Origin of the sequence: Mannheimia haemolytica (assembly GCA_900638155.1) — a bacterium.
Taxonomy (GTDB): Bacteria; Pseudomonadota; Gammaproteobacteria; order Enterobacterales; family Pasteurellaceae; genus Mannheimia; species Mannheimia glucosida.
Genome location: LR134495.1, coordinates 2,222,609 through 2,244,658 on the forward strand (window position 1 = coordinate 2,222,609; position 22,050 = coordinate 2,244,658).

The 22,050-nt window shown below is 39.0% G+C and carries 12 protein-coding genes; 8 read left to right on the plus strand and 4 right to left on the minus strand.

The genetic code is table 11. The features are described 5' to 3' along the window. The first annotated feature begins 141 nt into the window (after positions 1-141). The gene (locus tag EL242_RS10885) at positions 142-2,679 is read left to right on the plus strand and encodes a class I adenylate cyclase (protein WP_126302600.1); all 2,538 of its coding nucleotides are present in this window, start codon (positions 142-144) and stop codon (positions 2,677-2,679) included. A gap of 33 nt (positions 2,680-2,712) precedes the next feature. After that, the gene (locus EL242_RS10890) at positions 2,713-4,581 is read left to right on the plus strand and encodes a monovalent cation:proton antiporter-2 (CPA2) family protein (protein WP_126302601.1); all 1,869 of its coding nucleotides are present in this window, start codon (positions 2,713-2,715) and stop codon (positions 4,579-4,581) included. Positions 4,582-4,739: 158 nt separating this feature from the next. Here EL242_RS10890 and malM read toward each other — a convergent pair whose 3' ends face one another. The 3 genes from malM to malK form a co-directional block, all read right to left on the minus strand. Continuing rightward, on the minus strand, positions 4,740-5,636 hold the full coding sequence (gene malM / locus EL242_RS10895) for a maltose operon protein MalM (RefSeq protein WP_126302602.1): 897 nt from the start codon (positions 5,634-5,636) through the stop codon (positions 4,740-4,742). An 81-nt stretch (positions 5,637-5,717) separates the two neighbouring features. Then, the gene (locus EL242_RS10900; RefSeq protein ID WP_126302603.1) at positions 5,718-6,989 is read right to left on the minus strand and encodes a maltoporin; all 1,272 of its coding nucleotides are present in this window, start codon (positions 6,987-6,989) and stop codon (positions 5,718-5,720) included. Positions 6,990-7,086: 97 nt separating this feature from the next. After that, on the minus strand, positions 7,087-8,205 hold the full coding sequence (gene malK / locus EL242_RS10905; RefSeq protein WP_126302604.1) for a maltose/maltodextrin ABC transporter ATP-binding protein MalK: 1,119 nt from the start codon (positions 8,203-8,205) through the stop codon (positions 7,087-7,089). Positions 8,206-8,559: 354 nt separating this feature from the next. On the opposite strand from malK, the gene malE reads away from it, so the two are divergent. The 4 genes from malE to EL242_RS10925 all read left to right on the plus strand — a co-directional run bounded on the left by malE (position 8,560) and on the right by EL242_RS10925 (position 14,481). After that, on the plus strand, positions 8,560-9,750 hold the full coding sequence (gene malE, locus EL242_RS10910; protein ID WP_126302605.1) for a maltose/maltodextrin ABC transporter substrate-binding protein MalE: 1,191 nt from the start codon (positions 8,560-8,562) through the stop codon (positions 9,748-9,750). A gap of 117 nt (positions 9,751-9,867) precedes the next feature. Then, positions 9,868-11,406, plus strand: a complete 1,539-nt coding sequence (malF, locus tag EL242_RS10915; protein ID WP_126302606.1) for a maltose ABC transporter permease MalF — start codon at positions 9,868-9,870, stop codon at positions 11,404-11,406. Between the two features lie 51 nt (positions 11,407-11,457). Beyond that, positions 11,458-12,348, plus strand: a complete 891-nt coding sequence (gene malG / locus EL242_RS10920) for a maltose ABC transporter permease MalG (protein WP_006248005.1) — start codon at positions 11,458-11,460, stop codon at positions 12,346-12,348. A 75-nt stretch (positions 12,349-12,423) separates the two neighbouring features. After that, positions 12,424-14,481 (plus strand): alpha-amylase, encoded by a 2,058-nt coding sequence (locus EL242_RS10925; protein ID WP_126302607.1) that lies wholly within the window; start codon positions 12,424-12,426, stop codon positions 14,479-14,481. Positions 14,482-14,595: 114 nt separating this feature from the next. Here EL242_RS10925 and malT read toward each other — a convergent pair whose 3' ends face one another. Continuing rightward, positions 14,596-17,322, minus strand: coding sequence for an HTH-type transcriptional regulator MalT (gene malT, locus EL242_RS10930; RefSeq protein ID WP_126302608.1), 2,727 nt, complete (start codon positions 17,320-17,322; stop codon positions 14,596-14,598). Between the two features lie 163 nt (positions 17,323-17,485). Between malT and malP the strand changes: the two genes are divergently transcribed. Together malP and malQ are read left to right on the plus strand one after the other, a co-directional pair. Next, the gene (gene malP, locus EL242_RS10935; protein ID WP_126302609.1) at positions 17,486-19,855 is read left to right on the plus strand and encodes a maltodextrin phosphorylase; all 2,370 of its coding nucleotides are present in this window, start codon (positions 17,486-17,488) and stop codon (positions 19,853-19,855) included. 81 nt (positions 19,856-19,936) lie between these two features. After that, positions 19,937-22,015, plus strand: coding sequence for a 4-alpha-glucanotransferase (gene malQ / locus EL242_RS10940; RefSeq protein WP_126302758.1), 2,079 nt, complete (start codon positions 19,937-19,939; stop codon positions 22,013-22,015). The last annotated feature ends 35 nt before the right edge of the window (positions 22,016-22,050 follow it).

Consider the following 22,050-nt stretch of genomic DNA (forward strand, 5'->3'; position numbering starts at 1 on the left):
TATCAAGATAGCGGTTGAATTTCACACATTTTTTGCAAAATAGGGAATGAAATTTAATTTCCCGATTTTTTACCCTATTACATAATAATCACTTTTCCGCTAAAATGCTAAACAGTTCACACTTTAGTAAGGAAAGCTGACGTGAAAACATTAACCCTGACAGCCAACAAAATAACAGCCGTAGAAGGCGCTGCCATTGGGGCGAACCAGGGGAGCTTCGCCCAAAAATTAAACTCTACTAAAGCACGAATTGATCAACTTAATGCATACCGAATAGAACGAGCTATCAATGCTAATAATCATCATTTTATGCATGTTTTCTCTCTCATTCCATTGCTTATTCATCTTAATCACCCTGTGTTACCGGCTTATGTTGAAAATGCACCACAAGGGATTTGGCATTTTCAACTCTCTGACTATCAAAAACAATTTCTGGTTTCTTACCGTTTTGATGAAGCAATCTCTGCCGATCATTTGGGCCCCCATCCCAGCTTTGATGCTCTTTATTCGATGGGTAGCACCGGTACTATTACCCAAACAAGCTGTTCTGATTTAGATTTATGGCTATGCTATCCGAACCATTTTACAATTGAACAATATAAGTTAATGGAGCTTAAAATTAATAAATTGCAAGAATGGGCAAAGACATTCCAAATCGACATCAATATTTATTTAATGAACCCAGAACAATTTAAGAGCCAAACTTATAACAGTAGCGTAACCGATGAACACAGTGGTTCAGCACAGCATTTTTTTCTATTAGATGAATTTTATCGTTCAGCTATTTTACTTGCCGGTAAGCGTTTACTCTGGTTGCATTTGCATAAAAATGAATACCAAAATGTTCGCAATAACCCTGAAATTGACTTAACGGAATGGGTTGATTTCGGCGATTTTTCCAGCCTTTCAACCAGTGAATTTTTTGGTGCAAGCTTATGGCAGCTCTATAAAGGAATTAATAACCCTTATAAATCGGCAATTAAAATTTTATTGCTCGAATGCTATGCTCACACTTACCCTAAAACAAAGCTCATCTCCAAAGAATTTAAGAAAAAACTACTAAGTGACAATGCGTTGGAATACCACTTTGATCCCTACTTAGCCATGCTTGAATTGGTAACAGAACACTTAAGATCACGCAAAGAGTGGGTGAAATTAGACCGCTTGCGAGTCTGTTTTTATGCAAAAGCGGTTGAGGGAGAAATAAATAACAACTGGAGAAGTCGTGATTTAGACGAGCTGGTTAACCAATGGTCTTGGTCAGAAAAACAAATTCAATTACTTCAAAACCGTCAACATTGGAAAATTAAGCAAGTGATGAATCATGAGAATATGCTGATTGATCATTTACTACAAAGTTATCGAAATTTAATTCATTTTGCTCGAAAATTTCATATTAATCCGAGCATTATGACAAATGATACTGATATTTTAATGCGAAAACTTTATTCTGTATTTGAAGCACTTCCAGGAAAAATATCTTTAATTAATCCTAAAATATCGTCCAATTTAGCAGAAAAAGCAATTACATTTATTGAAGCTAAAGTTGGATCTGCGTTGCAACCCGGTTGGTATTTAGTTAATCAGGCACCTAAAAGTCGTTATGACTCTGAAAATCGTTATGTCCATTATAATAAAAGCCCGATTAAGCTTATTGCTTGGGGGTATTTTAACGGCATTATTAACGCAGCAACTAATTTACATACTGTTAGCCCTAATTTAGATATCGAGAAATTGCGACAATTTATCACCGACTTGCGCTTATCTTTCCCAATTCAAGCGCCGGAAGTGACCAATGATGACATGCATCACCCTAATGAAATTCGCAATTTGGTTATAGCGCTTAATTTAGTACAAGACCCAACCGAACATATCGATGAACTACCAAAAAAAGTTTATCCAAGCGATCTGTTTAATTTTGGTAAGGCACAAAAAACGTTAGTTGGTAGTGTGAGCATTATTTATCGAAATGTATGGAATGAAATTCGAACTCAACATTTTGACGGTGAAGATGCTATTTTAAAAGCACTAAAATTGGTATCCAATCGAATTTATCAAGGAAATTCTTCACCTCAATCAGTTAATGTTTTTTGCTATAGTAAATATCTACGTAGTGAGTTACGTGATTTTGTGGCGGATTTAGTTCATAAATGTATTACAATTCAGACTGGTTGTTTACTGCAAGAGAATGAATTTAGCACTTTAAAAGTAGCAGGAAAAACCTGGCAGTTTCTTTTTCATAAAAAAACATTTAGCATTAAACAAATTGATGAACAACAAGCGGTTGAAAATTTAAATTCTTTTGCAAAAACCAAGCAAAATGCTAAAAGCGAAAATGAAAAGAAAAAAGAATTTCCGCAGCAAATTAGTGAATTTGCCAGTGAAGGCTTTTTACAGTTTTTCTTTGAAGACAATGTCGATAATAGTTTTAATGTATATGTTGTAGATGAACGTAATAATGTCGAAAGTTACTATAACTGTTTAGGAAATAAAGAAGAGAAAATCAGGAAAATCAATAAATTACAAAATGAAAAACAATTAAAAACAGAAACGTCAGCATCATTTGGAAGCTTTAACCATCCACAATTTTATCAACTTATTTCACCGAATGGTGAACTATGTATTGTGCCGTTTCAAAGTCGCCAACATTTAGATTATTTAGCACAGAAAAGTTATTAATAATATTATTTATATCATACAGGTGGGAACTATATGTCAGGATTGGTTAGTCCGGAATTAATTAAAACAGTCGCATTACTTGCAACAAGCATCACAATTGTACCACTTTTTAAACGTATTGGTTTAGGAAGCGTATTGGGTTATTTAGTCGCAGGGTGTTTAATCGGGCCATCTGGAATTGGATTATTCCAAGACCCTGCCGCTGTTGTGCATATGGCAGAGCTTGGTGTAGTAATGTTTTTGTTTATTATTGGTTTGGAAATGCACCCGGAACTGCTTTGGGCGATGCGTAAAGCCATTTTCGGGCGAGGTTTCTTACAAGTTGCAATTTGCGGTATTTTATTAACCTTATCCGGTATTTACTTATTAGGTTTTTCCAAAGAAGTAGCGTTTATTGCTGGTATGGGGTTTACGCTATCTTCTACCGCCATTGTAATGCAAGTGCTGGAAGATAAAGGGATAAGCTCCACACCAAAAGGACAACGCATTGTTGCAACTTTACTGTTTGAAGATTTAGCGATTGTGCCATTATTAGCCTCAGTTGCCTTTCTTGCCCCTAACCAAGTAGATGCTGAATCCAGCACTAATTGGTCTGCGATTGGACTGAGTCTTGTCGCAGTGCTAATTTTAATAGCCAGTGGAAAATGGCTGATGAACCCTATTTTCCGTGTTATTTCTAAAGCAAAAGTACGAGAAATGATGACAGCTGCCGCCTTGCTGGTAGTATTAGGCTCTGCCCTTTTAATGGAAATTAGTGGGCTTTCAATGGCTATGGGCGCATTCCTTGCTGGCGTAATGCTTTCGGAATCTTCTTTCCGCCATCAACTAGAAGCTGATATTGAACCCTTCCGTGGTTTACTTTTAGGCTTATTCTTTATGGGCGTCGGAATGTCATTAGACCTAAGCCTAGTCCTCAATAATTGGTTATGGTTATTGGTGATTGTAGCAGTTTATGTTATCGGCAAAGGGCTTGGAATCTTTATTGCTGCCTCTATTACCCGATTAACACTGAATGAATCTATTGTGCGTACTACCATTATGGCTCACGGTGGTGAGTTTGCCTTTGTGCTATTCTCCGCCGCCGCAACCGCAGGGATTTTAAGCCCAGATACTCACGCCACCTTAACCGCTGCGGTGATTGTATCAATGTTACTTTCCCCACTCCTTATTTTAATCAAGCAAGGGGTGAGAAAGAAAAAAGCAAAAAATGAATCCACTAATATGGCCGGAGTTGAATTACCAGAAGATTTAGAAGCCAATGTATTAGTCATCGGTTTTGGGCGCTTTAACCAAATAGTCTGTCAAGCCTTATTAGCCAAAGGACTAAGTGTATCGGTTATTGATTCAAATACTGATCATATTCGTGCTGCAGCTCGTTTTGGTTTTAAACTTTACTATGGTGACGGAGCGAGACTAGATGTACTTCGGGCATCTGGCATCGCCAATGCAAGCTGCGTAATTGTTGGCGTAGGCAATCCGGAAAGAACAGAGAAAATCGTAGAGCTAATTAAATCGGAATATCCCTTAGTACCGGTATTCGCAAGAACTTACGATAGACAAAGTGCGGTTGATTTAGTTAAAAAACACCACGTTGATTATCACATCCGAGAAACCTTTGAATCAGCCCTCGCATTGAGCCAAGCCACCATTGAACGCTTAGGTTCTAGTGAGGAAGAGGCAAAACAAATTATCAGTTATGTTCGCCGATTAGATGCAGAACGCTTTAATGAGGAATTATTACACGGTTTCTCCGCAGAAGTTATCCGCAAATATTGGGTACCAACACCTTGGGTAAATCCACAACACGAAGGTAGCGCACTTAATGAAGAAACGGCTGATATTTTAGAAGAGCTTGGTGAGACAGTAGAAGTTATAAAAGTGGATATCACTGATAAAAATTAAAGAATTTATACTTTGAATCCTTATTCAATATAAGCCTTCCTATACATATCGCATAATCACTCGTAAAAAAGCACCCTATCGGCATAATCTGATAGGGTGTTAATGGTAATAAACCATCGCACGATGACAAGGAGAATATCTATGAAAAAAACAATAAATCAATTTGAACTTACATTTTTTAAGAAAATTTGGCGTGGAGAAGTCAGCCCTAATTTTTCTGCCTCGTTAACCAAATTCATCGCTTTATTAATATCTTTTGCTTTAATCGCTTTCATTACCGCCTGATTAAAATAGGCTTCCGTATCTTTATCTACTGCTGTTTTTACTGCAACTGGATTTTCTTTTATCAGCAACGGTATAGCCGTTTTACCTGTCGGCGTTGCCGTTTTGTTTGAGCTAAAAATTTCAGTCGGTAAGCCAATAAATTTAGTGCCGTTCGAGCCGGTAACGTTGATGTGAATTTGCCCTTTTAAACTATGTGCCACTTCAATATCGTTAATTGCCGGTGGTTGTTTACCGGTTGCTTTTGCATACGTTTTCGCCGGATGTGGCATCATTGTCGTTTTGGCTAAATCTTGCTGCGTGGTATAAATGAGCAAGTAAATATATTCTTGGTTCATTGCCGGTGTTAAATTGAGTTCTGCCCCTAAACGATTGCCTTTGAGCCCTCGTTCTTCCAATAATTTAAACTCAGAAGAAGGGTAAGTTGCCGCTACATTAAAGTGACTATCCAATACGACTGCTGTTGGCACAAAAACATTTTTGTCCATTACCGGGCTTTCGATTTCAATTTCCAATGTGCCTTGATTTGCCGGAATACGATAGGCAGCTACCGGGCTGGCAATACCGGCAAATGCTGTGGTAAATGCTTGTTTGTGTTGTTCGCTTAATTCTGTTTTTACGGTTTGTGAAAATGGCACATCTTGCCATTGAATTTGAGCTAATTCAGACGAGTTAATATGAATAGGTTTAACTGCCGAACTGTTTGCCATACTCGGAGACACCACAAAAAGGTGGGCGAATAATATTGCTGTCGAAAGAAGCGTTTTTTTCATATTAACCTCTAAAAATTATAAAATAGGATAAAGTGATGAAATAGTGGGTAGGTTAGTCCTACCCACATAAAGGTTTGATGATTACCACCAAGCTTCAAATTGAACACCGGTGATAAACTCGCCGTCTTTGGCTTTATAGCCGGCATTGGTACGAGTTTCTGTATTGAATTTGTCATTCCAACGTGCATAAGTACCAAACACACGAATTGCAGGGCGAGCCCAAATGCTGTTACCTGCTTGCCATTGTTGTGCAACGGTGTATTTCACTAAGTCGTTTTTCTTGCCTGTGGCTTGATCTTTAATACGGTCATAACCGACTTCTAATAATGTACTCATTGTGTCATTCCATTTATACATTGGGCGGATACCTGCTGAGTACCAAGTTTTACCTTGTTTATTATCTAGTTTTGTTTTTTCGTAGATTAAGGCATACATTACTTCAACTTTATCGCTTGCTTGTACAACCCCTTGGTTGATTAAACGAAGCATATTGCCTTTATTATCGGCTTTTGAACCCTGTGCATGACCGTTATTCCAAGAAGTCATAGAATCGGTTGCATATTGTGCGGTAAATTTATTGAAACCACCAAAGAAGTTACCTTGGGTGTATTCCGCTGTTACCATATAACCGTTTTTAGTTGCTTTGTCATTATTCAGTTTTGTGCCATCTTTGGTATGAGCATTACCGTAATCAAAACCTAACTCTAATGATCCGTCTTTCCAAAGTTCAATACCGGCTAAGCGAACATCAAAAATATCATTATAGACCTCTTTTTTCGCATCACGGTTACTTACATACGCTTTTTTAGCGTAGTCATAGTAATAAGAGAACGCACCGTCTTTCTCTGTATCTCGAGTAACCGCTAAAGAGAGTTTTCCGAAGCCTAAATCGACATTTTCAACCCCTGCACCCGGGCCTGAAATATCCCAGTAGTAGAAGTCATTCATATGAACATCGTGGCGTTGATAGAAACGTTTACCTGCCCATAAGGTTGCACCCGGTAAGCTATCTGCAAAGTTTTTGAATTGTACGTTTAATTCACGTAATGCCGGGCTAGTTTCTGTCCAGTCGTTATTATGAAGTGTACCGCCATAAGCAAGATTGGTATCAAAATAGATAGATTTTTCACCACTTTTGAATAGTTCCTGACCTAATTTCAATTCTGCATAAGTATCAGATTCGTTACCCAAACGGTATTTTGAACCACCGCCATTAACAGTAAACGCAGATTGTTCACCACCACCAGATGTCCAACCTATACCTGAACGAGCATAACCGTGAAAATCGACCGCTGATGCACTGGCTGCGAACATTGCACCACTAATTGCAACTGCTAGGACTGTTTTTTTCATAATAGAACCTCTCTTAAGATTTGATTTTACTTAGGTTAAGTATTAATTGATTAGAAGATTGAAAATATCTCCTAAAATCAGTAATAAACTGAAATTGTTATACCCCTTTTTCAACAAACAAACGTTTGCAAGCTATACCGTCTTCCTTAAATAAATGACAACGTTCCGGCAATATACCGATATTCATCTCATCGCCTTCATTAACTAAAACTACATCATTTTGACGATAAATAAACGTTGGTTGTTTGATTTCAGGAATTTCAAGGTGGATTTGTGTTTCATTTCCGAGTAATTCCACAACTTGCACAATACCGTGTAAGGTCACTTGGGTTTGATCCGACGGAAGTAAATGTTCGGGACGGATGCCTAACGATAAGTTATCTCCAACATTCACCCCTTCGCCGGAAACCGGAATCCAAAAATTATGATGATTCGCATCAGGTAATTCAATTTTTACCCGTTCTGGCTCTACCGCAATAACTTTTACCGGTAAAAAGTTCATTTTAGGTGAGCCGATAAACCCTGCTACAAAACGGTTTGCCGGATAATGATAAAGCTCTAACGGTTTACCTACTTGAGCAATACCGCCGGCATTTAATACCACGATTTTGTCCGCTAATGTCATTGCTTCAACTTGATCGTGGGTAACATAAATCATTGTGCGGTTTAATTTTTTATGTAATTTGGAAATTTCTACCCGCATTTGTACACGCAATGCGGCATCAAGGTTGGAAAGTGGTTCATCGAGTAAAAACACTTCCGGCTGGGAAACCAGTGTTCTACCAATAGCCACCCGTTGACGTTGTCCACCGGAAAGTGCTTTAGGTTTTCTGTCTAATAAGTGAGCCAGCTGTAAGATTTCGGCAACTTGGTTAACTCGCTGATCCCGCTCTGCTTTACTCACGCCTGCTAGTTTCAAGCCAAAAGACATATTCTCGGCAACGTCTAAATGTGGATAAAGCGCATAAGATTGGAATACCATCCCAATCCCTCGCTTAGACGGTTCAACATCATTCATTAATTTATCGCCGATATAAAGCTCACCTGTCGTAATATCTTCAAGCCCTGCAATCATTCGCAATAGTGTGGATTTACCACAACCTGAGGGGCCAACGAAAACAACGAATTCCCCCTCATTAATTTCTAAATTAATATCCTTAGAAATATGAACATCACCATACGATTTTCCCACGTTACGCAATGATACATTCGCCATAATTAAACCTCTTTATTTTGCTTGTGGTTTGAATTTAGGCTGAATAGTCGCCTTTTTATCTAATGAAGAAATCATCCCAGAGTACTTTTTTTTAGGGTTAGAACTCTAATTACCTAAAAAAACCTAATTCAGGGAAATTTAATAAATTTTGTGATCGAGCTCTCATTTTTAACGCTTATTTTTGTGAAGCTGATCACAAAAGAATGAAAAATGTTACTTAGTTCATACTTTTAACTTGGGGGGCGTAGAGCAAAGGGTGATCTCAAATAGATTGTATAGCCCATAATTTGCAATAATTTTAATAGGGGTTGTGGATATCCGTTTCTTCTTTTATTTAACTTCAAGGAGTTTTTTATGAAAAACAAATGTGTCAAATTCACCTTAGCTACGCTTGCTACATTAGTTTTGTCCGGAACAGTGATGGCAAAAATGACAGAAGGCAAACTGGTTATTTGGATTAATGGTGACAAAGGGTATAACGGGCTTGCCGAAGTAGGAAAAAGGTTTGAACAAGATACCGGCATTCAAGTTTTAGTTGAACATCCAGATAAATTAGAAGAAAAATTTGCACAGGTTGCCTCAACTGGTGATGGTCCAGATATTATGTTCTGGGCTCACGACCGCTTTGGTGGTTATGCACAATCAGGTTTATTGTCTGAAGTGAATGTAAGCAAAGAATTTAAAGATAAATTTGTTGATTTTGCTTGGGATGCAGAAACTTACAACGGGAAAATTATCGGTTATCCGGTTGCTATTGAAGCCATTTCACTCATTTATAATAAAGATTTAGTTAAAGAAGCACCAAAATCTTGGGAAGAAATTATTGAATTAGATAAAAAACTCAAAAAAGAGGGCAAAAATGCGATTATGTGGAACTTAGCAGAACCTTATTTCACATGGCCGATTGCTGCTTCAAACGGAGCTTATGCGTTTAAATTTGCTAATGGTAAATACGATTCAAAAGATATTGGCGTGAATAATGAAGGAGCAGTAAAAGCACTACAATTTGTGGTAGATATGGTGAAAAATAAACATATTAGTGCTGATATGGACTATGCTGTTGCCGAAGCTTCTTTCAATAAAGGACAAAGTGCCTTAACCATCAATGGTCCTTGGTCTTGGGGCAACATTGATAAAAGCGGCATTAAATATGGTGTAACTTTACTACCGACATTAAATGGTCAAGCCTCCAAACCATTCGTAGGAGTATTAAGTGCCGGTGTTAACAGCTCAAGCCCAAATAAAGATTTAGCCAAAGAATTCTTAGAGAATTATTTACTCACCGATGACGGTTTAGATGCAGTCAATAAAGATAAACCTTTAGGTGCGGTAGCGTTAAAATCTTACCAAGAGAAATTAGCGGCTGATCCTCGTATTGCAGCAACCATGGCAAATGCGAAAAATGGTGAAATTATGCCAAATATTCCGCAAATGTCGTCTTTCTGGTATGCCGAAAAATCTGCTATCAATAATGCAGTAACCGGTCGTCAATCGGTGAAAGAAGCATTAGATGATGCACATTCACGCATTCAAAAACAACAATAATTCTTTATCATTAAGAGTGGGTTATTATGGCCCACTCTATTTTTAGATTCACCCTAATATAATAAAAGTACAGTAAAAGTACAGTAACAAAATGCAGTAAAAATTCGAGGTGCTGTTATGCTAACTCAAACTCAATCCAAATCTACTCATTGGCTCAAATATCTCTTAGCCGGATTAGTCTTGCTCCTTGACTTCTATCTTGTTGTATTAATGTACTCACAAGGTGAATATCTTTTTGCTATTTTAACGCTGATTATTCTAACCTCCGGTGTCTATATTTTTACCAATAAAAACGCCTACGCTTGGCGGTATGTTTACCCAGGCATTACCGGAATGGTAATTTTTATTTTGTTTCCGCTGGTTGCGACTATTGCAATTGCGTTTACCAACTATAGTGGTTCTAATCAATTATCCTTTGAACGAGCGGTATCCGTCTTAACTGAACAACGCTATTTTTCCGGAGATAAATATCAATTCACCCTTTATCCACAAGCAGATAATCAATATCGAATTGCATTAACCAACCCAGCAACAGAACAAACTTTTGTGTCAGAGCCAATTTCATTGACTACTGGAACGAATGTAGTTGTGACCGAGCAAAACAGACCAACCGGCGAGGCCGCTCCTCTTAAAGTGATTACACAAAATCGGGCTGCACTTCAATCAATGAAAGTGGTTTTACCGAACAGTAATGAATTGACAATGAGCTCATTACGTCAATTCTCCGAGCAAAAACCACGCTATCAATTTGATGAAGAAAATAAAATATTACTCAATAATGAGACAGGCAAACGTTACCAAGCAAATGATGAAACCGGCTTCTTCCAAGCAATTGATAACAACGGTAATTGGCAAAGTGAAACGCTTGAGCCGGGTTATACTGTTACATCAGGCTTTAATAACTTCATTAAAATTTTTACCGATGAGGGTATTCAAAAACCTTTTGTCCAAATATTTATTTGGACAGTAGTATTCTCTTTATTAACTGTCGTCTTTACCGTTATTCTCGGTATGGTGCTTGCCTGCTTGGTGCAATGGGAAGCCTTAAAAGGTAAAGCGATATATCGTGTCTTGTTGATTTTACCTTATGCCGTACCATCATTTATTTCGATTCTGATCTTTAAAGGGTTATTTAACCAAAGTTTTGGTGAGATCAATATGATTTTAAACCAACTATTCGGTATCAGCCCTGAATGGTTTAACGATCCCCTCCTTGCTAAAGTGATGATCCTCATTGTCAATACATGGTTAGGTTACCCTTATATGATGATTTTATGTATGGGGTTACTCAAAGCTATTCCGGCTGATTTATATGAAGCCTCCGCAATGGACGGTGCTTCCACTTGGCAAAACTTCAGTAAAATCACTTTCCCATTACTGTTAAAACCACTTACTCCGTTAATGATTGCTTCGTTTGCATTTAACTTTAACAACTTTGTGTTAATTCAACTATTAACAAACGGTCGCCCGGATATGATTGGCACAACCACCCCAGCCGGTTATACCGATTTATTAGTCAGCTATACCTACCGCATTGCCTTTGAAGGAAGTGGGACGCAAGATTTCGGCTTAGCAGCTGCCATCGCAACCATTATTTTCTTATTAGTCGGTGGCTTGGCACTCTTAAATATCAAAGCAACCAAAATGGAATTATAAAAGCGGGAGGGATTTAACAACCTCTACCCAAACTAACTTTAGGAGTTATATATGGCAATTGTTCAATCTAAATCTGTGCGTTATCGGGTATGGGCAACCCATTTCATCTTAATTTGTTTTCTTGCCTTAATTATTTTCCCTTTATTAATGGTCATTGGCATTTCGTTAAGACCGGGAAATCTGGCGATCGGCGATATTATTCCAAGCCAAATTTCGTGGGAACATTGGCAAGCCGCTCTTGGTTTTGATGTGACGCACGCCGATGGTACAGTCACACCACCTCCATTCCCGGTGCTACGCTGGTTATGGAATTCCATCAAAGTGGCGACTATCACCTCTATCGGCATTGTAACCTTATCTACAACCTGTGCTTATGCGTTTGCCCGAATGAAATTTAAAGGCAAAAAAACGATTCTACAAGGTATGCTGATTTTCCAAATGTTCCCGGCAGTGCTTTCCTTAGTTGCCTTATATGCGTTGTTTGATCGTCTTGGGCAGTATGTACCGTTTCTTGGCTTAAACACACACGGTGGTGTCATTTTTGCCTACTTAGGCGGGATTGCCTTACACGTTTGGACAATCAAAGGCTACTTTGAAACGATTGACGGATCACTGGAAGAAGCCGCTTCCCTTGATGGGGCAACCCCGTGGCAAGCGTTCCGGTTAATCTTATTACCGCTTTCAGTGCCGATTTTGGCGGTAGTTTTCATTCTTTCATTTATTGCCGCCATTACCGAAGTACCGGTTGCTTCACTCTTATTGCGCGATGTAAACAGCTACACCTTAGCCGTTGGTATGCAACAATACCTCTATCCGCAAAACTACTTATGGGGTGACTTCGCAGCAGCGGCGGTCTTATCCGCAATTCCGATTACGCTGGTCTTCTTATTGGCACAACGCTGGTTAATCGGTGGTTTAACTGCCGGCGGCGTGAAAGGCTAATTTGCAAAAAATTCTCAAAAAACGACCGCTTGTCAAGCTGGCATTGCGGTCGTCAATCTTTATTTAGGGGTGTCTATGAAAAATGCGTTACCTTACCTTTGCTTATTCTATACCTCAAGCCTTTTTGCCCAATCTTGGCAACATTCTCATTTTTCTGATTTTAACGATAATCTCGAAAAACAGCTGTTTCAATCCCAAGCTCAATTAGAAAAAGGGAGTTATCCGCTTAAGTTTGAATTCGGCGGACACTGTTATCAACCTCAACAAGCAATCAAATTAAATCAATCGGTTACGTTAGTCCCTTGTGTGAATGAAGCTCCACAACTGCGGCTATTTCGTCAGGGCAACTATCTGGCACAAATTGATATGCGAAGTGGCACGCCAATGCTCAAAATCAGCGTAGAACAGCAACCACAGCATAATGAAGCCATACTTCAACACTGCCCGAATTGGGATAAAAAACCGATTGAAATTGATGTTTCCTCCACTTTTGCTGAAGGTGAATTAGTTAAGGACTTTTATTCAGGCAATACCGCCATTGTTAGAAACGGCAAAGTCACCTTGATGCCAGATGAAAACGCAAGCGGTCTGATTTTGCTGGAAAAAAGCAATACCGAAAATACGGCAACGTTTGATTGGAAAAATGCCACCGTCTATTTTGTGCTGACCGACCGCTTCTATAACGGCGATCCGACCAATGACCACAGCTACAACCGCCAAAAAGACGGAATGCAAGAAATCGGCACCTTTCACGGTGGTGATTTAAAAGGATTAACCGAAAAGCTCGATTACCTACAACAACTTGGGGTCAATGTATTGTGGATTAGCTCTCCGTTAGAACAGATGCACGGTTGGGTTGGCGGTGGTGATAAGGGGGATTTTCCACATTACGGCTATCACGGTTACTATCATTTAGATTGGACAAAAGTAGATGCCAATATGGGCACTGAAGACGATTTAAGCCGCTTTGTTCAACAAGCCCACCAACATGGAATTCGAGTACTGTTTGATGTGGTGATGAACCATACCGGTTATGCGACGCTCGCCGATATGCAGGAATTTAACTTTGGTAGATTTTACTTAACACCGGACGAAATCAGCCGCACATTAGGCGAAAAATGGACACACTGGAAACCAAAATCAGGGCAAAATTGGCACAGTTTCAATGATTTCATTCGCTTTAATGATAATCAGGCTTGGCAAAATTGGTGGGGAAAAGAATGGGTTCGAGCCGACATTGCCGATTACGACAGCCCTAAATTTGACGATTTAAAAATGTCGCTCTCTGCCCTTCCTGATCTAAAAACCGAGAGTGAACAAGCGGTCAAATTGCCTGAATTTTTTGCACATAAAAATACCAATGCCAAAACATTACCAAACGCTAAAGTGCGTGATTATTTAATTGGTTGGTTATCCGATTGGGTCAGAAAATATGGTATTGACGGCTTTCGGGTGGATACTGCCAAACACGTTGAAAAATCGACGTGGCTGGCATTAAAACAATCAGCACAACAAGCCTTAAGCGAATGGCAACAAGCCAATCCGAATGCTGGTTTTAATGATCGCTTTTGGATGACAGGGGAAGCGTGGGGACACGGTGTGTTCAAAAGTGACTATTACCAAAACGGCTTTGATGCGATGATTAATTTTGATTTTCAAGATCAGGCTAAGAAAGGGTTAAACTGCTTTGCTCATATTGCTCCTGTTTATGCTGAAATGAATCATAAATTAGATGATTTTAATGTATTGAGCTATTTATCTTCACACGATACTCGATTATTTTTCCATTCGGATAGTGAACAAAATATCGAAAAACACAAAACCGCCGCAAATTTGCTGTTGCTTTCACCCGGTGCAGTGCAAATCTATTATGGCGATGAAACTGGTCGGGCATTCGGTGCGACCGGTTCAGACCTGATACAAGGCACCCGGTCGGATATGAATTGGCAAGAGTTGCAGCAAGATCCTCAGAAACAGGCATTGCATCAACATTGGCAAAAGTTGACACAATTCCGCCAACGCCATCCGGCTATTGGCGCAGGTGTCCATCAACTCATCAAAAATGATAGCTACCTTGCATTTAAGCGTGTGTTGAATGAAGATAAAGTGATGGTGGTTTGGGCCGGAAATTAAATCTACTTTGGCTTCAAGTTTTCTCTCTTCTGGGGAAAACTTGAAGCCGGTTCGGGAATAACAAGTTGCAAAAAATTACTAAAAATAGACCGCTTGTTCCTCCAGTAATTGTGATCAATGATACCCCATCAACATCAGCAGTTCTTTCGTATAGCTGATTGCTTCGTTACGATTCGTCACACCAATTTTCTGATAAAGATTTCGGATATGGGTTTTAATCGTGGTTGCAGCAACTTGCAATTCATCTGAAATTTGTTCATTGCTATATCCGGAGTAAATCAAACCCAATACTTGCCATTCCCGCTGAGTGAGCGGACTAATTTTTAAGAGTTCCGGCACTTTCGGATTTTTCAATAATTGATTCACAAAGTTTTCATCAAAATGGGCAAATTTTTGGCGATAAAATTGATTGATGTTGCGTAAAATAAACTGTGCTTTGTGCAATACCAGTTCGTCTAGCACATTAAGTTGCAATAAATGGCGAATCTGCTGTGCCATTACATCCCCTTCAATCACAAACGCACTGATAAAATTCGTTTGCCGCGTGAGTTTTAGTGCCTGAATTAAATCTTGCTGAGCAAATTCTTTCTCGCCTTGTAAAAAATAAAGCCGGTTACGAACAATTAATGCGCGATTTAAATCGCTAATCAGAGAAAATTTTTCAGCCGTTTCAATTAAATTATCTAAAATGGCTTTCGCCTCGTGATATTCCTCAAGCAAGATTCGAGCCCGTGCAATATTTCGCCATTGTACTTGGGTAAAATGATTTTTATCTGAAACCGGTGAGGGGTTTTGAATTAACCAGTTCCTCACCGCAGAAACATCATTAGTCATCTGCCAATAAAATATACGCACCTGATCGGCGTTAGCAATCCAATCGTGGTGATAAGAATGAGAATGTTCTAATTGTTCGACCTCGCCTAATAATCGGGCAGTGTTATCCAAATTGCCTCGAGCCAACGAGATCTTCGTAAGTAAGGTTAAGCATTGTAACTTGTCTTCAAATTTAGATAAGGCATTCATTCCGGCAACTGCCATTGATTCAGCTTTATCTAAGTTATACCATTCCCATAAAATCTTGCCTTTAGAACGTAGCAAAAATTCATACATCGGCACTTTTTGTAGATGGTTTTCTTTCACAAACTCGCTTGCTTTATCTAACATTTCATAGGCTGCTTGTGAAAACCCTTGGGCAAGCAAAATTTCAGATTGTTGAAGCTGTGACCACAAAATATTGTGGTAAGTATGATGCTGACGTGCCATTCGTTCCGCTTTTTGTAACATTGCTAACGCTTCTGCCAGATTGCCGTGGCAATGATGAGCTTCGCCAATAATGGAGGTCGCCACAATATGAGCGTAATAAGCATTTTCCGAAAGATCGTTTAACGCTTCAGACGCTAATTGAAGTGCAGTATTTTCATCTCCGGAATTGATAGCCACTTGTGCCCGTAACACATTAAATTCCGCATTGGCAGTTTTGCTCAATTCAATCTTATTTTCAGTTAATGCACGAGAAAAATCCGCTAAAATACCACCTACTTCAATATGGCGGTGCTGGCTTTGTACCAACCAGGCTTTGAGTAACACCAAATTAGTATGTTCTGTTAAATGGGCATAATCTAGGCAATTTAAACTCTCTTCTAATAGTTTTAATTCACCTTGATGAAATACCGTCCAAGCGTGTTTGCCTAAAATATTGAGCAACAATCCAGTATCCGATAACTGCATTGCATGATGTAAGGCTTCTGTAACATAACCTAATTGTAACCACGCATTTGCTGCTTTTTGATGCAACTGCGGTAATTCAGCATATAACTCATTTTGGCAACATACATTTAAAAAAGAAGCAAAAAGCGGATGAAATTTCCACCAGCTGTCATCACTACTCTGCCATTTACTGTTTGCCATTTGCTGTAAAAACAAACCTTGTTTTTCGAGAGACTCTAATTTAGTGCGACTGTTTTGCTCACCTGTTACGGCCTGCACTAAAAACTCATTCATTGAATGCAAAACCGAACAACGTAAAATAAACAGACGCGTTTCTTCATCTACTTTATTAAGCACTTCATCGGCTAAGTATTCGTTAATATGAAAATGGTTTGATTTGGCTAAACGTTTGGCAATGTCTTGCAGTGGTACTTGTAGTGCGTGTGATTTATTTTTCGCAAAAAGGCTAATTAGCTGAAGGGCTGTTGGCCACCCTTCAACTTCATTACACAGAGAAATAATATCTTGCTGATTTAACTCTGCACCTAATCTTGCTTGAAAAAAAGCTGTGCTTTCTTGGTGATCAAACATGAGCTGGTTAATATCAATTTCCAATAATTGTTCTTGCACTCTTAAACTGGCAATACTTAATGGCGGAATAGAGCGAGAAATCAGGATAAGCGTCATATTAGACGGCTGATGTTTAATCCAATATTTTAATGCTTCGTGAATTTCATCATTTTCAATAATATGATAATCATCAATAGCAAGATAAAAATGCTCTGAAAATGCCGCGGCTTTAATCAATAATTGATTAAACAAAGCTAATAAATTAGCTTTGCGATTTTCCTCTAACAGTACATCTATTTCTTCATTAATTGCAGAATGCAATGCCGCGCTAAAATAAGCGGCAAAACGATCTGAATTATTATCTCCTTCATCTAACGCATACCAGCCGATATTCTTTTTATTTTCAATCCATTGGGAAACCAGTGTGGTTTTGCCATAACCTGCCGGTGCATTTATCAACACAACTGGATAACTGCAAGATTTGTCTAATTCTTGAATTAAACGTTTTCGAGGAATACTGTTTTGTAATCGAAAAGAACAAACAAGTTTTGATGGTATTAACATAATAAATTTAATTTTCTCTCATAACAAAATGGGGATGACACATACTCCATTTATGTTCTAACTACTTCCTAATAATCATACCACACAAGATGATTACAAGGATGATTTGATTTTATTTGGATTTTACATAATAGCGGTATTCATATTTAACTGGGGGTTTCCTATGACATTTAATTCTATTGTAGCAAAATACTGTCGCTATTTTGATGTGGCAGATCCAAAACAATTAACCTTACAGCAGTGGTATCAAGTTGTTGCTGAAGGTTCCCTTGAGCTTATTTATAGCCAACCAGCAAACAAACCGACAGAATCACGCCATGTGAACTACCTCTCAATGGAGTTCTTAATTGGTCGATTAACCGGCAATAATTTAATGAATTTAGGTTATTACGAACAAATTCGTGACTATCTTAAACAATATCAAGTTGAATTAGTAGATGTTTTAGAACAAGAGCGAGATCCGGCATTAGGCAATGGCGGATTAGGTCGTCTTGCTGCCTGTTTTTTAGACTCAATGGCAACAGTCGGACAAAATGCAACCGGTTATGGGCTTCACTATCAATATGGTCTTTTTAAACAAAGTTTCAAAGAGGGAATGCAAAAAGAAGCACCGGATACTTGGGCTCGTGACAGCTACCCATGGCATCGTTTCAATCCATCTAAAACTCGCCATATCGGGTTTGGTGGAAAAATCAAACATATCCAAGCCGATCAATATGAATGGCAGCCTAAATTGACCATTCAAGGCAAAGCCTTTGACTTGCCGATTGTCGGTTATAAAAATAACATCATTCAACCGTTACGTTTATGGCAAGCAGATAGCGACCAATCTTTTGATTTTGATGCCTTTAATGAGGGTAAATTTTTAAGTGCAGATAAAACGATTGTCAATGCAGCCGCCCTAACTCAAGTGCTTTATCCTAACGATAACCATAAAGCCGGACAAAAATTACGCTTAATGCAGCAATACTTCCATTGTGCCTGCTCAGTTGCCGATATTTTAGATCGTCACATTAGCGAAGGTTATGCATTAGAAGATTTAGCAAAACGCCAAGTTATTCAACTCAATGATACCCACCCAACGCTCGCGATACCTGAATTGATGCGTGTGCTATTAGATGAACACCAATTCACTTGGGAACAGGCTTGGAATATTTGCAGCAATACTTTTGCTTACACTAACCATACTTTATTACCTGAAGCACTTGAACAATGGGATCAACGCCTATTTAAGCAGCTATTACCTCGCCATTATCAAATTGTGGAAAAAATTAACGATATTTTCCACGACAAAGTACAGGCAGAATTTGGCGATGATGCCAAAATTTGGGAAAAATTAGCCGTGCTATTTGACTATCGAGTACGTATGGCGAACCTTTGCGTGGTTACCTGTTTCCGTGTAAACGGTGTTGCGGAAATTCATTCCGATCTCTTAGTAACCGACTTATTCCCGGAATATCATAAATTATTCCCAACAAAATTCTGCAACGTCACCAACGGCATTACACCTCGCCGCTGGATTCGACAAGCCAATCCACAATTAAGTGATTTATTAGATCGTACTTTAAAACAAGATTGGACACATAATCTAGAATTATTAAAAGGCGTTGAGCAATATGCTGATGACACCGGTTTCCGTGAAGAATATCAACGTATAAAACGCAATAACAAAGTGGTTTTAGCCAATGAAATCCATAAAACATTAGGGTTAAATGTCAATCCTAATGCAATTTTTGATGTGCAAATTAAGCGTTTTCACGAATACAAACGCCAACATTTGAATTTATTAAATATTATTGCGACCTATCAATCGCTAAAAGCTAATCCGAACCAAGATTATACACCACGCGTATTCTTATTCTCAGGCAAAGCGGCTCCCGGTTATTATTTAGCAAAAAATATTATTCACGCCATTAATAATGTGGCAGATATTATTAATAACGATAAACAGGTGAATGATCGACTACAAGTGGCATTCTTACCGGATTATCGAGTCAGCCTTGCGGAAAAAATTATTCCGGCAGCCGATGTATCAGAACAGATTTCAATGGCAGGTAAAGAAGCCTCCGGTACCGGTAATATGAAATTAGCACTCAACGGAGCATTAACCTTAGGTACGCTAGACGGTGCCAATGTTGAAATTGCTGATATGGTCGGTGAGGAGAATGTCTTTATCTTCGGTCACACCGTAGAAAGTGTGCGGGAGTTATTAGCAAAAGGCTACCAACCGAAAGCCTATTATAACCAAGATCCGATTCTGAAAAATGCAGTTGATTTCTTAGCCACAGGAAAAGCCTCTAACGGAGATAAAGAGACATTCAAGCTAATGTTAGATAGTCTGTTGGAACGCGATCCATTCTTAGTCTTTGCCGATTTTGATAGCTATCGCCAAGCACAAGAGAAAATTGGTGTAGCCTATTTAGATCAAGAAACTTGGCTGCGTAGTGCAATTTTAAATACTGCTCGTTTGGGTGCATTTAGCTCAGACCGCTCAATTAAAGATTATCAACAACGTATTTGGTTGAATAGATAATAAATTCGGGCGACTTCTACAATAAAGGAAGTCGCCTATTTTCTGCTGTATTTCATGTATATTTATATATGGAGAGAAATGATGAAAATAACTGCCAAACAATATTATCGGGCTGGAATTATGCCCTATTTTTTCGATGAGCGTGGTGTAAAAAAAACAGCATCTGAAAAAATAAAACACTCGTTATTCAAAGCCTTTAACGGCAATACTCAAGCAAGAGAAACACCTATCCCTACGGTCAAAATTTTTTACCAGCACCAACCCTGTTTTTTACCTTTTCATTTAGCGGATAAAAAACATCCGTTAACCGGTACTTGGCAGCTACAACTAGAAAATTCAAACCAAATTATTTCCGGCAAAATTAAAGCAAGGGGAATTGCATTACCTCAAGATTTGCCCTTAGGTTATCACCAATTACAGCTAAAAACGGTAGATAAAACCTTTAATTGCACCATTATTATCGCTCCGGAACGTTGCTACCAACCCCAAGCCGTGCTTGAGCAAAAAAAATTATGGGGAACCTTCCTACAACTATACACCTTAAAATCAGCCCACAACTGGGGGATTGGCGATTTTGGCGATTTAAAAAACTTCATTCAACAGATTGCCCCTTACCAAGCAGATTTTATCGGCTTGAACCCGATTCACTCACTTTTTCCGGCAAACCCGAATTCTGCCAGCCCATACAGCCCGTCCTCTCGCCGATGGCTGAATATTGCTTACATTGATATCAATCAGCTAGCAGAATTTCAACAAAGTGATGAAGCACAAACTTGGTTTCATTCTGATGAAATCCAGCAACAGTTATCAGAATTACGCACTCAGGATTGGTTGAATTACGAGCAAATCATTCCGTTGAAATTGAAAGGGCTACGCTTTGCTTTCGCAAAATTTCAGCAAAATATGACCGCTTGCGCTGCCCCTGCTTTTATCGAATTTGTACAAAAAGGTGGTGAAAGCCTACAAGTTCAAGCCACATTTGATGCCCTTCATCAGCATCTATCGGCACAATTTGCCGACCAATGGGGCTGGGATTTCTGGGAGAAAGCCTACCAAGACTACCACTCCGCAGCCGTACAGCAATTTCGAGAAACGCATAAAACCGACATAGAATTTTACCTTTGGTTACAATTCGTTGCCGATCAACAGTTAGCCGAATGTGATGCCATTTGCCGTCAGCAAAATATGTGCATAGGTATGTATCGCGATCTCGCCGTTGGTGTCAGCCCGAATGGTGCAGAAACGTGGAATGACAAACAACTTTATTGCTTAAATGCCTCTGTCGGCGCTCCGCCTGATGTATTAGGTCCGCAAGGACAAAACTGGGGCTTAACCCCAATGAATCCGCATGTATTAAAGCAACAAGCCTACCGTCCGTTTATTGAGTTAGTCAGAGCTAATATGAGCCATTGCGGTGCATTACGCCTCGATCATATTATGTCTTTATTGCGATTATGGTGGATTCCAAAAGGCGACAGTGCGGTTAACGGTGCTTATATCCGTTATCCGGTTGATGATTTAATTGCTATTTTGGCACTGGAAAGCCAACGCCATCAATGCCTGATTATCGGTGAAGATTTAGGTACTGTGCCAAAAGAAATTGTGAGCAAACTCAAAAATGCGGGGATTTTATCTTACAAAATTTTCTATTTTGAATTTGATGAACAAGGGAAGAGTCGAGACTTACAGCATTACCCTTACCAAGCAATGACCACATTAAGCACCCACGATTTACCGACTATCAATGGTTATTGGCGTGGCTATGATTTTGAATTAGGCGAAAAATTCGGTGTCTATCCCAATGCGGATATTTTGGCAATCCTTAAGCAAGAGCGAGTTAATGCCAAAGCCAAAATCTTACAACGCTTACAAGAACATAACGTAGAAATAGCACCTGAAATTAGCGAACAGCTTAGTTCACCAGTGAATACCGCATTTATTCACCGTTTACAAACCTATGTTGCAAATGTAAGCAGCGGATTATTCGGCTTCCAACCCGAAGACTGGTTAGGTATGACTGAGCCGGTTAACATTCCGGGAACCAGTACACAATATGCAAACTGGCGACGTCGGCTGAGTGTTAACCTCGAGGAGATCTTCACAGATAAAGATATTCAAGCCTTATTAAAAGAAGTTAATTTAATCCGTAAAAATCAATAAAAGTTAGATAAGAAAAAAGGCGACTTTCCGTCGCC

Excerpts from the sequence above, each read along its gene's own strand:
- EL242_RS10890 (WP_126302601.1), top strand. The coding sequence starts at position 2,713 with ATGTCAGGATTGGTTAGTCCGGAATTAATTAAAACAGTCGCATTACTT.
- malM (WP_126302602.1), bottom strand. The coding sequence starts at position 5,636 with ATGAAAAAAACGCTTCTTTCGACAGCAATATTATTCGCCCACCTTTTT.
- EL242_RS10900 (WP_126302603.1), bottom strand. The coding sequence starts at position 6,989 with ATGAAAAAAACAGTCCTAGCAGTTGCAATTAGTGGTGCAATGTTCGCA.
- malK (WP_126302604.1), bottom strand. The coding sequence starts at position 8,205 with ATGGCGAATGTATCATTGCGTAACGTGGGAAAATCGTATGGTGATGTT.
- malE (WP_126302605.1), top strand. The coding sequence starts at position 8,560 with ATGAAAAACAAATGTGTCAAATTCACCTTAGCTACGCTTGCTACATTA.
- malF (WP_126302606.1), top strand. The coding sequence starts at position 9,868 with ATGCTAACTCAAACTCAATCCAAATCTACTCATTGGCTCAAATATCTC.
- malG (WP_006248005.1), top strand. The coding sequence starts at position 11,458 with ATGGCAATTGTTCAATCTAAATCTGTGCGTTATCGGGTATGGGCAACC.
- EL242_RS10925 (WP_126302607.1), top strand. The coding sequence starts at position 12,424 with ATGAAAAATGCGTTACCTTACCTTTGCTTATTCTATACCTCAAGCCTT.
- malT (WP_126302608.1), bottom strand. The coding sequence starts at position 17,322 with ATGTTAATACCATCAAAACTTGTTTGTTCTTTTCGATTACAAAACAGT.
- malP (WP_126302609.1), top strand. The coding sequence starts at position 17,486 with ATGACATTTAATTCTATTGTAGCAAAATACTGTCGCTATTTTGATGTG.
- malQ (WP_126302758.1), top strand. The coding sequence starts at position 19,937 with ATGAAAATAACTGCCAAACAATATTATCGGGCTGGAATTATGCCCTAT.